Raw genomic sequence first — 12,869 nt, 5'->3', positions numbered from 1 at the left:
TATGAATGCTGTTGTTATAGGCGTTATTTTAATGCTCGGGCTATCTCTGGCTCGCGTTAACGTCATTGTTGCCATGATCATAAGTGCGTTAGTTGCGGGTCTTACTGCAGGCTTGGGTATAAAAGAAAGTGTTGATGCATTTAATTCTGGCCTTTCTGCCGGGGCTGAAATTGCACTAAGTTATGCCATGCTCGGTGCATTTGCCGTTGCTATTTCTAAGTCCGGTTTAACACGCATTCTCGCTGATAAGTTACTTGCTAAAGTAAATGCAAAAGGCAGCGGGAATGAAACGTTTTTAAGTTACTTTATTTTATTGATTATTTTAGGTTGTGCAATTTCTTCGCAAAACTTAGTCCCTGTACACATAGCGTTTATTCCTATTTTGATCCCGCCGTTGCTTGTTGTTTTTAATCAGTTAAGGTTAGACAGGCGTGCTATAGCGTGTATTTTAACATTTGGATTAGCAACTTCTTACATGGTGCTTCCTTATGGTTTTGGTGGTATTTACTTATATTCTATTTTGCATAAAAACTTAATTGATAACGGCCTAGACATTGTAAATACACAAGTCCCTATGGCGATGATAATTCCTGCATTAGGTATGTTTATTGGATTACTTATCGCGGTATTTATTACCTACAAAAAACGCCGCGAATACACAGAGCTCCCATTAGCTGCTCAGGGTAAATCGGCTGAGGTAGAAAACCCTAAAAAAGTAATGATTGTAGGGCTTTGCGCTGTACTTTCCTCACTTGTTGCACAAAACCTAAGTGGCTCAATGATTTTAGGGGGGTTAGTAGGTGTAATGATATTTAGCGTATTTGGTGTGGTTAAGTGGGAAGAAAACGGCGACGTATTTAGTAAAGGCGTTGCGATGATGGCCATGATTGGCTTTATTATGATATCTGCACAAGGCTTTGCATCGGTTATGCAAGCCACTGGCGACGTACCAAGCTTAGTACACAGCACAGCCGACCTTTTTGATGGTAACAAACCCTTCGCCGCCGTAGTTATTTTGTTAGTCGGGTTATTAATTACAATGGGAATTGGTAGTTCGTTTTCCACAGTGCCTATTATTGCAACTTTGTTTGTTCCTTTATGTTTAGACCTCGGGTTTTCTGTTATGGCTACCGCTGCACTAGTTGGTACTGCGGGCGCTTTAGGTGATGCAGGCTCCCCTGCTTCAGACTCAACACTTGGCCCAACATCAGGTTTAAATGCCGATGGCCAGCATGACCATATTAGAGACTCTGTTATTCCAACGTTTATTCACTTTAACATTCCGTTGCTGATATTTGGCTGGATTGCAGCAATGGTGCTTTAATATGTATATTAGTAAGTGTAATTAAAAGCTAAATATAACTAAAAAGGTATGTTAAAAGCATACCTTTTTAGTATCCAAAACCAACAACTCTCCCCCTATTTATTCCCCTCAGTTTGATTATTTTTTAGTTAATATTAACTCTGTTGTTGAGGTTATATTTAATATATATTTAGTATGATGTGTTCTTTAAAGGGTTTTATATAAGCACCAATTATGGTGCTTATATAGCTTTACTCTATTTTATATTTAAGGTTTTTAAATTAATCAAAGCCATAAATCATTTTATCGCATACTACCGGAGTAGGTCTGTGGTTATCATCGACTGCAACAAATGTAAAGCTGCCACTAATGGCTGAATGCTTATCGTCTTTGTGCATTGTTTCTAGCAATATATCTACGTCAACTTTTAAGCTGGTATTACCTACATGCACTACTTTAGCTATTAATTCTGCAAAAGTACCTGCTGGTATGGCTTCTTTAAAGTCGACTCTATCTGAAGATATAGTTACCAAAGGCTTACGGCAAAAACGAGTCGCTGCTATAAATGCCACTTCATCCATCCACGCCAGTGCATCACCACCAAATAAAGTATTGTGATGATTAGTACGCCCTGGAAACACGGTTTTAGTTACCGATGTGGTTGAGTCTTCAATACGCTGAGCAATTATTGCATCGCGATTTACGTCTGTCATAATCTCTACTTTTTATTTGCTAATGTATCTTGCATTAGTAATGCAGGATCAAGGCGTTCGCCTTTCCAGTTAAAACGCCAATCTAAGTGAGGACCCGTTACACGCCCTGTTGCACCAATTTCAGCTACTTTGTTACCTTGCTCAATTTTATCACCCACTTTTACATCAAGCTTACTTAAGTGAATGTAAGTTGAGGTAATACCGTGGCCATGATCAATAATTAAAGTACCGCCAGAGTAGTATAAATCAGGTTCAGCAAATACCACGGTACCACTAATAGGCGCGTAAACAGGAGAGCCCGTTTTATTGGCAATGTCTAAGCCAAAGTGCGGACGACGAGGCTCGCCATTAAAATAACGCTGGCTACCATAAACACCCGATATGCGCCCTTCTGCAGGCTTTAGCACAGGGTCTAAAAAGTACAATAAATCAGAGTCTACTTCTCTGGCTTTTCGTACCGCAACGGCTTCGCGGCTTATACGCGCACTAACTTCTTTTGGCGGAGATACATATTTTTTAGCTACGCCGGTAATTTTATCAATTTTGTATTCGCGCTTAGTGATAGCTAGCGGCTGAGAATGCGATTTACCATTGTTATCTACCCATTTTAAAGTATGAGTAGTTTCAGCGTCACGACCAAAACCAAATACAAAATCCCCCTTTGGTGAAAGTTTTAAGCTTTTGCCATCTAAGCTTACTGATTTAGCGTTTTCTAGCTTTCCAGTAACCAAGCCGCCTTGTGTTAAATGCCCTTTTAACTCAAGCGCCATAGCACTAAAGCTAGCAGAGGCAACAAGCGCTGTTGCTAAAAGTGTTTTAAACATAACTAATAGATCCTTTTCCAACACCTTCATAAGCGGTTACTTTCACTGCTTTTTCTGGGTATTGGGCTTTAATTTGACCTGCTACATGTTCAGCAATACATTCTACAGTAGTATCTACTGGCAAAATGTCGCAACGAGACTCGCTAATAGCCATTTCAAAGTAGCCTTGTGCCGATGTATAAGCAAAACATACATCACCCGCTTTAGCTGTTATGTGTTTTAAATCAGGTGCGTTAATTTGATCTTCACTGGTGGCTAAGTAAATATCTTCCCACTTTTGAGACCATTCTTTTTGCAAGCGCGGCATAGAGATACCATCTAGGCTAATACCAATTTGAGAACGATGCCCATGAATAATGCGCTGGCAATTACCGTCATGTTTTTTAAGGCCATGGCTGTAATGATAATAAAAACTTTGGCTGTGTTCAGGCTTAAGAGACAGCTCAATTTTTTCAATGTTATCTGGTAGCTTCGGTAAAATAGTCGCAATTAAAAATTCGGTAACCGATTCAACCGTTACTTCGTCTGCGTTAATCATGCAATAAGCTTGATGAGGAGCACTCATAGCTAAGTGGTTGTTTTCACCAAATGTACAGTCGAGTGTTTTATGCTCGTCAAATTCACATACAGTACCATTAAGCCCTGTAGGAATTGCTAAACGGTGATCAATACACTCATCTATAATGCCTTTAATTTGCTTTTTTACTAAACCAAAATCTAAAACCATAGACTCTTCGTTAAGTTTACCGTGCAAAGTTAAATCAACAATCCAGCTCTCGCCAACGGCGCCGCGTTTGTTACATAAGTAAGAAAAATCAATCACAGTTAGTGAGTTAACAAAAAGGATCATAAACTTCCTTTAGACTGGTTATAAGACAGCGTTAATTATAATGATTTCTGATTGTAATTGCGCGGTTTTATAGTGCAAAAACCAATCGCGCTGATTGATTGATGATTTAATATGCAATATTTTGATTTTTTAACTGCTCCGAGTTGTTTAGCGTACAAGTGTACGCTAAAGTACTTGGCAATTTCGAAGCGAAGATAAGTGTTATGGAACCTAAAAATAGCTATACAAAAGAAGAGTTGATCCTGTGTGGTCAAGGTGAAATGTTTGGTGAAGGCAACTGCCGTTTGCCAAGTGACAACATGTTAATGATGGACCGCATTACCTCTATTACTGCCGATGGCGGAGTTCATGGTAAAGGCGAAATTGTTGCTGAGCTTGATATTGACCCTAGCCTTTGGTTTTTCGATTGTCATTTTAAAGGCGACCCAGTAATGCCAGGTTGTTTAGGCTTAGATGCTATGTGGCAACTAGTTGGTTTTTACTTAGGTTGGTCTGGTGGCCCTGGTCTTGGGCGTGCGCTAGGGGTGGGTGAAGTTAAATTTACTGGCCAAATATTACCAACTAACAAAAAAGTAACTTACCGCCTTGTAATGAAACGCGTAATTAAGCGTAAATTGTTTATGGGCGTTGCTGATGGCACCGTAGAAGTAGATGGCCGAGTAATTTACGAAGCAAAAGATTTAAAAGTGGGTTTGTTCCAAGACACTAGTGCGTTTTAATTTTTAAATACGTACAAAAAGGCCTCCAACGTGGAGGCCTTTTTGCTTAAATTCGATTATTGATTTTAGGTTTTGTACATGTTGCGGTTTTCAATCGCTTCACGCCAACCTCCTAACCACTCTGATTTGGGATCTACTTGTTGATAAGGGCATAGCTCTTTTGAGCGACCTGCTAAACCTGCTTTAAAACCTTGAGAATGAGCTCTTTCTAAACGATCTCTTTTCTGTCTCTTCATCGGTAATATCCTCACCTTTTTATTTATATATTGTGTAGCATTAGTGAAATCTACATTTAATGAATAGTTAATAAAAATGTAAAATTCAAATTGTAAAAGCAATTAAATTGTTTGACTTTAACTAAGCTGCTGATGCAAAAATGAATTAACATTTAAAAAAGTAAGTGGTCACACAGCATTTAATTTGACCGGTTTTATGCTAAATAAAATGCGACTCAATAATCGCTAAAATGTACTTAAGTACATATTTACGACCTGTGTATTATGACTAAGTTCCGAACAAAAATGTAATCGTGACACTTTTATTTCGTTAATCTTAAATTAGTAGCTCACCCTAAATATGATCTATTTTTAAACAATTTGAATTTATACTTGATTATTTAAAGTCGATCGGTCTAATATGGCTGCATGAACAAAAATACATCAACACCAATACGACGTGGTCGCCCACCTAAAATAGCCAGAGAGAACGCCGACACCAAAGCGTTACTTATTCGCACGGGCCTAGAAACCCTAACTGAGTTTGGCTTTAGCGCCACGGGGCTCGATACTATTTTAAAAAAAGCGGCTGTACCCAAGGGCTCTTTTTATCATTACTTTAAAAGTAAAGAAGCCTACGGTATTGCGTTAGTTGATGCATACGACAGCTATTTTATTGCCAAACTTACCCATTACCTACAACAAGAAGATGTTCCCCCACTTGAACGAATCATTAATTTTACCCAAAGCGCAATTAAAGGAATGAAAAAATACGATTACAAACGTGGCTGTTTAGTCGGTAACTTAAATCAAGAGCTTAACCATTTAAGTGAAGAGTTTAAAACCAGATTAATGCAAAGCTACACCGCTTGGCAAAAGCAGGTAGAGGTTTGCTTAAATCAAGCTAAGCAACAAGGCACTATTTCAAGCCATGTAAATACAAAATTGATGAGTGAGTACTTTTGGATTGGTTGGGAAGGTGCTGTTATGCGTGCCAAGCTCACAAAATCAAATACCCCACTTACTTTATATACAGAAATGTTTTTACGCGCATTACTAACCTAATGCGTTTTTATTTACCAATTAAAAGACGATCGGTCTAAAAGGATATCCTATGAGTAACCCAATTAAAGCCATTGTTATTAATAAAGAAGATAATAACTACAGCGCCTCGTTTTCGACTATCGAAAGCAGTGATTTACCAAACGAAAACGTGTCTATCGACGTGCTATACAGCACACTTAACTATAAAGATGGTTTAGCAATTACTGGTAAAGGCCCCGTTGTACGCAGTTTTCCTATGGTGCCAGGTATAGATTTAGTGGGTACGGTTACAAATTCCACCAGCGATGAATTAAAAAATGGCGATAACGTAATATTAAATGGCTTTGGTGTAGGCGAAAAACATTGGGGCGGGCTTGCTCAAAAAGCGGCACTTAATAGCGATTGGCTAATCCCCTTGCCTTCAGGTATTTCTCCAAAACAAGCGATGCAAATAGGTACAGCCGGTTATACCGCTATACTAAGTGTTATAGCTCTGGAAAAACAAGGTATTACGCCTGAATCTGGCGAAATACTGGTAACCGGTGCTAATGGTGGCGTAGGCAGCTTTGCTATTTTTTTATTAAACCAACTTGGGTTTAACGTAACAGCGGCAACGGGTCGATTAGATCAAAGTGAGTATTTAAAAGAGTTAGGTGCTAAACAGGTAATTGACAGAAATGAGCTTTCAAACCCGGGTAAGCCCTTGCAAAAAGAGCGCTTTGCAGCGGCGATAGATTCGGTAGGTAGCCATACACTGGCAAATATTTGTGCATCATTAAAATATGGGGGTGTAGTAACCGCCTGCGGACTTGCGCAAGGTATGGATTTACCTGCCTCAGTGGCTCCCTTTATATTACGTGGTGTATCTCTTATAGGCATTGATAGCGTAATGCGCCCTAAAGCCGACAGAATTGAAGCGTGGGATCGTTTAGCTAAATTAGTAAGCGCCGATTATTTAGATAAAATTTCAACAGAAATATCACTCGAACACGTAATTGATAACGCAGAGCAACTTATGGAAGGTAAAATTCGTGGTCGTGTTGTAGTTAATTGCCAAAGTTAAGCTATTTACTCTGTTAAAGCCTCGTTATTAAATTTATAATAAAGTTCGTATTTAATAATGAGGCAACACCTATGAGCAACCAAGAACTTTTCAGTAATAATCCACTGCAAGGCGTTAAATTAGAACAAGTGGTTGAAGAGCTGGTTGAACAATACGGGTGGGAACTTCTACACGCTTATTTACAACTTAACTGCTTTAAAAATAATCCTGATGTTAAGTCTGCGGTTAAATTTTTACGTAAAACACAATGGGCACAAGAAAAAGTAGATAACTTTTACCTTTATCGTCTTAAAAACTTACCTAAGCCTGATGATGTGCAATACGAATTACCGCCACGCGATCGTATTATCCCAGCTGATCATAAACCTGGGGAGCCATGTGAGTTAAGTTTTAGTGATGCTAAACGCATTATGGAAAAAAAAGCATCTAAGCAACGTGCTCGCGATCGTAAGCAACGTTCTAATTCAAGTAACCCTTGGGGTAACTAAGCCACTTTAATATTATTGTAGAGTTATTTATAAATAGCTCTACAGCTATCTCTCGTTAACTTCAATTGTTACCCGCGCCCATATAATTCATAAGTGGCTAATAGATAGATAAGTACTAATATCCCCGATTTTTCCAAAAGTCTGTTTCAGTACGCTCTGGATCTAATGCCACATTAAATGTTTTATCAGCAATGATTTTTCCATTAAGCTCAAGAGTCATTCGCCAATCACCTAGTTTATTTTCTATTGGCAGCCAAAGCGTATCGCCTAAGTAAAAATTCCAATCACTATCTTTAACGTATACATTGCCTTCAAAAGGGTCCATTACATCACCGTCACTATTTGGAATATCTGGATGATATATACAATAGTGAAGCTTTTCGCCCCTACCTTTTTTAATATTTACGATTAAGCCAAACTCAATATCGACCTCAGCTATTACGTGTGTTGTAAATTGCTCTATTTGTGGCAACGTTTTACTTTCACTATCCCACTTAGAGTAAATCCCGTGACTTTGTAATGTAACTACAGGTTTTGTTTTAGCCATTTAGGTAGCCTTTTATATTAGCTATTTTGGTATTAGTTTAACTTTTTGAATATGACAATAAAACACAATCTATGCTTTCACATTGCAACAAGCTTAGGGTTTTTAGGAAAGTAATGCTCTTGTTGCTGCTCACATAAACTAAACTCACGGGTATTTTTATAAGGGAGCTTCATAAAGCCCGCAACACCCACGTCCGTAATATTTACCGCGTATTGCATTAGTTTATTTAGTAAACGTTTAAATTCAACTTCTTTGGTCGAATCGAGTAAACGGTAGTAATGGTGAATTTTCATTCTGTCGGGTAGTGCTTCAAAAATAATACACCCCGTATGATGAATTTGGTTAAGCTCAAATACGCACTTAATAACTTTTTTAGGTAGCTGTAATTGCTCGTCAGGGTCTTTACCATCTTCAAAGTATGAATGCGGGCGAGTTATGTCGTTTGCTTTCATGCTTACAACTTCGTATTCAAGCTCTGGTAGGCTATCAAACTTAAATGCACCGGTGCCATCTCGCTCTAGTTGAATAGTTTTACGGGCGTCAAACAAACAACACTTAAATAACCCCTTTTGATTAATCGCTTGGGCAAGCATTACCGTGTTATTAATTGCATCGCTAAACGCATCACCCAATGATTCGTCATGCATAATTAAAGATGACTCAACAAACAACGAGTCATCCCTCCAATGAAAACTTAGCCCACCAACAACAGGATACTTAGCTAGTCGGCTTATTGATGCTAAAAATGCTTTTTCGGTATCGCCTGTATCAAACAAAAACTCTTTATAGTAGCGGTCAAGTTGCGCGTCGTTTATATCTAGTAATTGCTGGTTATGATCGGCTTGACGTAAAAACTGTTTTCGTGAACTATATACCACCGTGTCGGGCTGCTCGTCGTTGCCATACCAAAAAGGGATATCGGCTTTTTTTTGCTTTTTATCAAGCTCAGGTAAATACGCTTTAGCCATAGTTATAATATTACGCATAAAGTAATCGCCAGCCCCATCACGTATGGCCTTACTTTTAGAAAGCATGCCATCAATAACTTTAGCCAGTTCTCTTGGGAGTCCTAAGCTGCTTGCAGGGATGGCTTGTGCACCAAAGCGACACGACTGCGCCGATGCTAGCGCATACAGCGTAGCAGCTACACCTTGTTCGTCAAATCGTGGCGATGACTGCTCCCCCGACATTTGCGCTTCACCAATAAAGTACACATCGCCCATACGGGCATTCGTTGTACTTAAATCGCCCGACATTAAATCCATAAAGTTACTCGCAACAGGGTTACCATTACTATCTAGCTGTGCATACACAGAGCTGCCCCAATCCACTAACGAAAGGGCATTAGTGTTTGCATCCCATACAAGGTTTGAAGGCTTTATATCGCCATGCACTATAGGTTGTGGGCTAACGCCATTTTTATGGCTACGTAAATCAATTAATACATTACGTAACCTAACAGCTAGCGCCATTATTTGCGCGGCACTAAAGCGCCCTGTTTTAAGCGATACTTTTTCAAGGTCCTCTCCAATGGCGCGCGCCATCATTAAAATCCCTTGTTTTTTAATTCGCTCAAATGCATAAAAGGTAGGCACTAAGGGGTTATTAATTTGCGAAAGCATATATGCTTCGTCTTCTAGGCGGTCACGTACACTTTGGGCAAGCGTAATACGCGAAAACTTAAATACCCAAGGTAAGCCGTTATCGTCGTCACCTGCAAACACAAAGCCAAAAGCACCCGAGCCAATCATTTCAACGTTTTTGTAGCCCAGCAGTGTTAGCTGCTTAATACAAATATTAAGCCACTGGCGGTGTTTTTTAGCATCGCGGTGCGAAAGCAAATAAACAGATTGCTCTTCGTTGATATAAAAATTACGGATTTCTTTGGCTTTCAATGCAGGTACTCAAACTTATAAAACTAACCAATTATTAGTTTTATGTAATGAGATTACAATAGGTTAAATAAGAGTTTTGAAATCGTGGAATGAAACAGCGCTAAAGTAGCGCCATAGCAGTAAATTTAAGTGTAAATGTAAAAGCTCAAAGTAAGCTTTTACAATGCACTGTATATAAGCACAGTGCATTGCTTTTTGCTAACTTTCTATAACACGAAGCTGCTTAATTGATGACACAGCTATGTGCGTTTGATAATAATATTTATTAGTGGCTCTTCCACGGCTCATAAAATCGATAGTTACTCGTTTAGCTTCGCCTGTTACTTCTATTGTTTTATCAATAAAAAAGGTGTTTGCTGGTTGTCCGTATTTACTTTTAAGCTCTGCTACCACATTAGGCTGTATTGATACCGTAATTGAACGCCTGTCGCGATAATCAGTTTCTGTATTTAAATACAACCAACTCCCCTGAGCTCCCGCCGCTTTAATATGAAACTGGTAAGTGCCAGTAACACCCTTAGGTGCACTTTGCTCAGTTAAAGCAATAAGGTTCATATTTGCAGCTGTACTTTGGCTCATTTCGATTTTATGGGGAACAGAACTACATGCACTAAGCGTTAGCACACTTAGTAAGGCTAAATATTTCAAGACACAATTTCCTTGTTTCTTACACTAATTCGCATAATTCAGTGATCTATTTTGAGACAAGAAAATCGTGTTGAGAACATAGCAAAAATTTCGTTATTAAGATGTTGTACATCAGAAACTTTTAACCTAGTTAGCGATTTAATCCCTTAAATTGATTAACTATTATTGCGAATTGGTATTATGCATTATTAAAAATATGTAGCGTTAATGATACCACTATATGCAGCTATGTTTCTATAATCAATCCAAACAATTAGTTAGCGGATATTAAGGCGCATTGCGCTGAGAAGGATCTGTTTTAAAGCTTTTTAGCAAACTTTGTGGGTCAACCACCTCGGTATGCTCTTTAGCAGCCTGCGCCCACCATATTAGTTGGCCAAAGGTGCGTGAGAAATAATTAAACCACGATGATTGACTCTCTCCTGCAACAGGTTTGCCATCCTCACTAAACACATCTTGCGCTTGTGGCACGTGGATCATAGCCGAAACTGGCAAACAGCCAAGTTCAGATAAAAACGTGCGCATACTAATGGCCGCTCTTACACCACCCCACTGTCCTGCTGAGTAAGTTACTATTGCACTTGGTTTATACGAAAACAGTGAGCTACCAAAATGATTAAGTAAGTCAGCGAGGGCTGGACTCATGCTGTGATTGTACTCAGGGCTAATCATTATATATCCATCTGCGGCTTTAATTTTATCAGCTAATAGAGTGAGCTCTGTAGGTGCATTACTTTTAGCGTATGCAAAGTGTGGTTTAAATACGTTTTCGCTAGGAAAATCCAACGCATCAATTAATTCAAACTCATGGCTGCCAAAATGCTCTGTTAAGCATTCTATACAAGCCCTAGAAACCCTTAAGCCTAAGCGAGCTGGTTTTGGTGGAGTGCTATCGCGTACTGTGCCTAAAAATACTAAAAACTTCATATGTAATTCTCAACTTCTTTAAAAGATAGCTAAACACTAACATTTTATAATTATTATATATTACACATACGCATTGTTTATTGATTCAAAGCATAATAATAATTAAATTTAAAACTGAGTTTTAGCAACCATCGGGCTGTTGATCTTTATGGATAAAACCAGCTCAGTGAGTCAAGTAAGCCATAAAGGCAATGAGTGCAATGTAAAAACAAAAACCGAGTAAGAAGGTTAAGTCGACTCTTCTAGCTTTACTCGCTTTATAAGATGCAAAGTCTTTAAACTCGCTTTTATACAGCCCAAACGTAACCACTTTTAATAGCAGCCAACCAGTCGAGTAAAATAAAAAGCTCAAACCAGTATCAACTATTAGCCAAATAAAAATCTCAAATGTAATACTCATTAGCTATGTCCGTTAATTTGGAATACAAAAACTATATCAGCTATGTGTTTAAAATACAGCCGGCTTAGCTAACTAAGGCGTAACAGTAAATTTCGTTAAACCTATTAACTGGCCTGATTCGGTAACTACTTTTACCTGCCACTTACCAATAGAGTCACTAGGGAAATTTACCTTGTGGGTCCATGCTCTGTAACCTAGCTCTCTCCCGCCGTTTATATTTAACGTGATCCGATCAACTTTCTTTTTATTATGTATCCATACATGAAATATTTTTTCATTTAAGCCTCTTGGCGCTTTAACAGCTGTCCAACTATATAAACCTTGATGGTGCAGTGTATAAGAGTCTAACTGTTTAATGCTCCCTACTGGCTTTTTATGTTGTAAATCAACCTCATGAGCTAACGTAATATCAGTTAATCGCAGTGCTGCAGGAGGCACATAACTTCTTAATTGCCACACAGCAGTGCTCAAAGTACATAAAATCAATACAAGAATAGGAAAACGCCACCAGCGTGCATTAGGCATTAAATTGTTTAAACTCGGAAGAGTAACCACTACAGCCGTTACAAGGGCTGCGGTTAAGCTTTGGCTTGTTGTAAGGTTTAACAATATAGGTAAAGTAACAAGCAACACAACGAATAAAGCAAAGTTGTGAAACACACTAAATAGCGTACGGTTTTTAGCAAGTTTTTTGTAATAAAATGGGTCGATTACCGATATAAGTGCGCACAAAGCAATCAGGGAAGTAAAAATAGCTTGAGGATGATCCCACTGCGTAACCGCTAAAAAAAATGGCAACGCAAAAAATAGGCTTTCTTGTTGCACCATTTGCAGAGCAAAACGCATTACATTAGGAGATACAGCCACACCAAACTTTTCTTCTACTTTGTCCCGTAGCCAATTATCAATAATTAGCCACAACCAACTAACAAGCAAAAATATGGCAATAAATTGCGAAAAAGACTCTTTTCTATCTACAAGTGCATAGCTGGCAACGCCCGACAAAAATGCAAGCACAGCCAATAATCCAGGCCGTTTTTGCATTGCGTTTATAAATTTAGCTATTATATTTTTACAGTAATCCATTTATGAGTGTTTCCGTACGGGTATGTACTTTATTATTTTTATTCACAATACGATTAGTTTAACCAAGCTTAAATGAACAGCAGATAGACGGATGGATTCAAACACGTCATTTAGTTGTACATCAAACTAACTGTTTTTAATTAAATA

At 38.5% G+C, this 12,869-nt stretch carries 15 protein-coding genes; 5 read left to right on the top strand and 10 right to left on the bottom strand.

Annotation, left to right across the window (positions count from 1 at the left end; all coding sequences use genetic code 11):
* The first annotated feature begins 1 nt into the window (after position 1).
* Positions 2 to 1,324 carry a Na+/H+ antiporter family protein gene (locus V6260_RS02145; RefSeq protein WP_341592454.1) on the top strand — a complete coding sequence of 441 codons (1,323 nt, stop codon included), beginning with the start codon at positions 2 to 4 and terminating at the stop codon, positions 1,322 to 1,324.
* Positions 1,325 to 1,584: 260 nt separating this feature from the next.
* On the opposite strand, the gene V6260_RS02140 is transcribed toward V6260_RS02145, so the two are convergent.
* The 3 genes from V6260_RS02140 to V6260_RS02130 are packed head-to-tail and all read right to left on the bottom strand — an operon-like array spanning position 1,585 to position 3,690.
* Positions 1,585 to 2,016, bottom strand: a complete 432-nt coding sequence (locus V6260_RS02140) for an acyl-CoA thioesterase (RefSeq protein ID WP_002960891.1) — start codon at positions 2,014 to 2,016, stop codon at positions 1,585 to 1,587.
* 5 nt (positions 2,017 to 2,021) lie between these two features.
* On the bottom strand, positions 2,022 to 2,840 hold the full coding sequence (locus V6260_RS02135; RefSeq protein WP_200220279.1) for a M23 family metallopeptidase: 819 nt from the start codon (positions 2,838 to 2,840) through the stop codon (positions 2,022 to 2,024).
* Entirely contained in the window at positions 2,833 to 3,690 is an 858-nt protein-coding gene (locus tag V6260_RS02130; protein WP_341592453.1) for a 6-carboxytetrahydropterin synthase, read from the bottom strand. Before V6260_RS02130 ends, V6260_RS02135 begins: the two co-directional genes overlap by 8 nt.
* A gap of 203 nt (positions 3,691 to 3,893) precedes the next feature.
* On the opposite strand from V6260_RS02130, the gene fabA reads away from it, so the two are divergent.
* Positions 3,894 to 4,409 carry a bifunctional 3-hydroxydecanoyl-ACP dehydratase/trans-2-decenoyl-ACP isomerase gene (gene fabA, locus V6260_RS02125; protein WP_341592452.1) on the top strand — a complete coding sequence of 172 codons (516 nt, stop codon included), beginning with the start codon at positions 3,894 to 3,896 and terminating at the stop codon, positions 4,407 to 4,409.
* Positions 4,410 to 4,474: 65 nt separating this feature from the next.
* On the opposite strand, the gene rmf is transcribed toward fabA, so the two are convergent.
* Positions 4,475 to 4,645: a ribosome modulation factor gene (gene rmf, locus V6260_RS02120; protein WP_002960897.1), complete on the bottom strand. Its 171-nt coding sequence runs from the start codon at positions 4,643 to 4,645 to the stop codon at positions 4,475 to 4,477.
* Positions 4,646 to 5,053: 408 nt separating this feature from the next.
* On the opposite strand from rmf, the gene V6260_RS02115 reads away from it, so the two are divergent.
* The 3 genes from V6260_RS02115 to V6260_RS02105 all read left to right on the top strand — a co-directional run bounded on the left by V6260_RS02115 (position 5,054) and on the right by V6260_RS02105 (position 7,219).
* Complete coding sequence (locus V6260_RS02115) at positions 5,054 to 5,689, top strand: TetR/AcrR family transcriptional regulator (RefSeq protein ID WP_341592451.1); 636 nt, start codon at positions 5,054 to 5,056, stop codon at positions 5,687 to 5,689.
* Positions 5,690 to 5,738: 49 nt separating this feature from the next.
* Positions 5,739 to 6,731 (top strand): MDR family oxidoreductase, encoded by a 993-nt coding sequence (locus tag V6260_RS02110; protein WP_341592450.1) that lies wholly within the window; start codon positions 5,739 to 5,741, stop codon positions 6,729 to 6,731.
* Between the two features lie 71 nt (positions 6,732 to 6,802).
* Positions 6,803 to 7,219, top strand: coding sequence for a VF530 family protein (locus V6260_RS02105; protein WP_341592449.1), 417 nt, complete (start codon positions 6,803 to 6,805; stop codon positions 7,217 to 7,219).
* A gap of 115 nt (positions 7,220 to 7,334) precedes the next feature.
* Here the strand turns inward: V6260_RS02105 and V6260_RS02100 are convergent, their stop codons facing one another.
* The 6 genes from V6260_RS02100 to V6260_RS02075 all read right to left on the bottom strand — a co-directional run bounded on the left by V6260_RS02100 (position 7,335) and on the right by V6260_RS02075 (position 12,722).
* The gene (locus V6260_RS02100; protein WP_341592448.1) at positions 7,335 to 7,766 is read right to left on the bottom strand and encodes a DUF3859 domain-containing protein; all 432 of its coding nucleotides are present in this window, start codon (positions 7,764 to 7,766) and stop codon (positions 7,335 to 7,337) included.
* A gap of 77 nt (positions 7,767 to 7,843) precedes the next feature.
* Positions 7,844 to 9,661 carry a protein kinase domain-containing protein gene (locus V6260_RS02095; RefSeq protein ID WP_341592447.1) on the bottom strand — a complete coding sequence of 606 codons (1,818 nt, stop codon included), beginning with the start codon at positions 9,659 to 9,661 and terminating at the stop codon, positions 7,844 to 7,846.
* 198 nt (positions 9,662 to 9,859) lie between these two features.
* Positions 9,860 to 10,309: a hypothetical protein gene (locus V6260_RS02090; RefSeq protein ID WP_341592446.1), complete on the bottom strand. Its 450-nt coding sequence runs from the start codon at positions 10,307 to 10,309 to the stop codon at positions 9,860 to 9,862.
* 267 nt (positions 10,310 to 10,576) lie between these two features.
* Positions 10,577 to 11,236: an NAD(P)H-dependent oxidoreductase gene (locus tag V6260_RS02085; RefSeq protein ID WP_341592445.1), complete on the bottom strand. Its 660-nt coding sequence runs from the start codon at positions 11,234 to 11,236 to the stop codon at positions 10,577 to 10,579.
* Between the two features lie 163 nt (positions 11,237 to 11,399).
* Entirely contained in the window at positions 11,400 to 11,636 is a 237-nt protein-coding gene (locus V6260_RS02080) for a hypothetical protein (RefSeq protein WP_341592444.1), read from the bottom strand.
* A 72-nt stretch (positions 11,637 to 11,708) separates the two neighbouring features.
* Positions 11,709 to 12,722 carry a DUF5924 family protein gene (locus V6260_RS02075; RefSeq protein ID WP_341592443.1) on the bottom strand — a complete coding sequence of 338 codons (1,014 nt, stop codon included), beginning with the start codon at positions 12,720 to 12,722 and terminating at the stop codon, positions 11,709 to 11,711.
* Between the last annotated feature and the right edge of the window lie 147 nt (positions 12,723 to 12,869).

The sequence above is a fragment of the Pseudoalteromonas aliena genome (assembly GCF_038155085.1).
Classification (GTDB): Bacteria; Pseudomonadota; Gammaproteobacteria; order Enterobacterales; family Alteromonadaceae; genus Pseudoalteromonas; species Pseudoalteromonas aliena_A.
The sequence above is the reverse complement of the archived record's forward strand: the minus strand, read 5'-3'. Positions and strand labels throughout refer to the sequence as shown.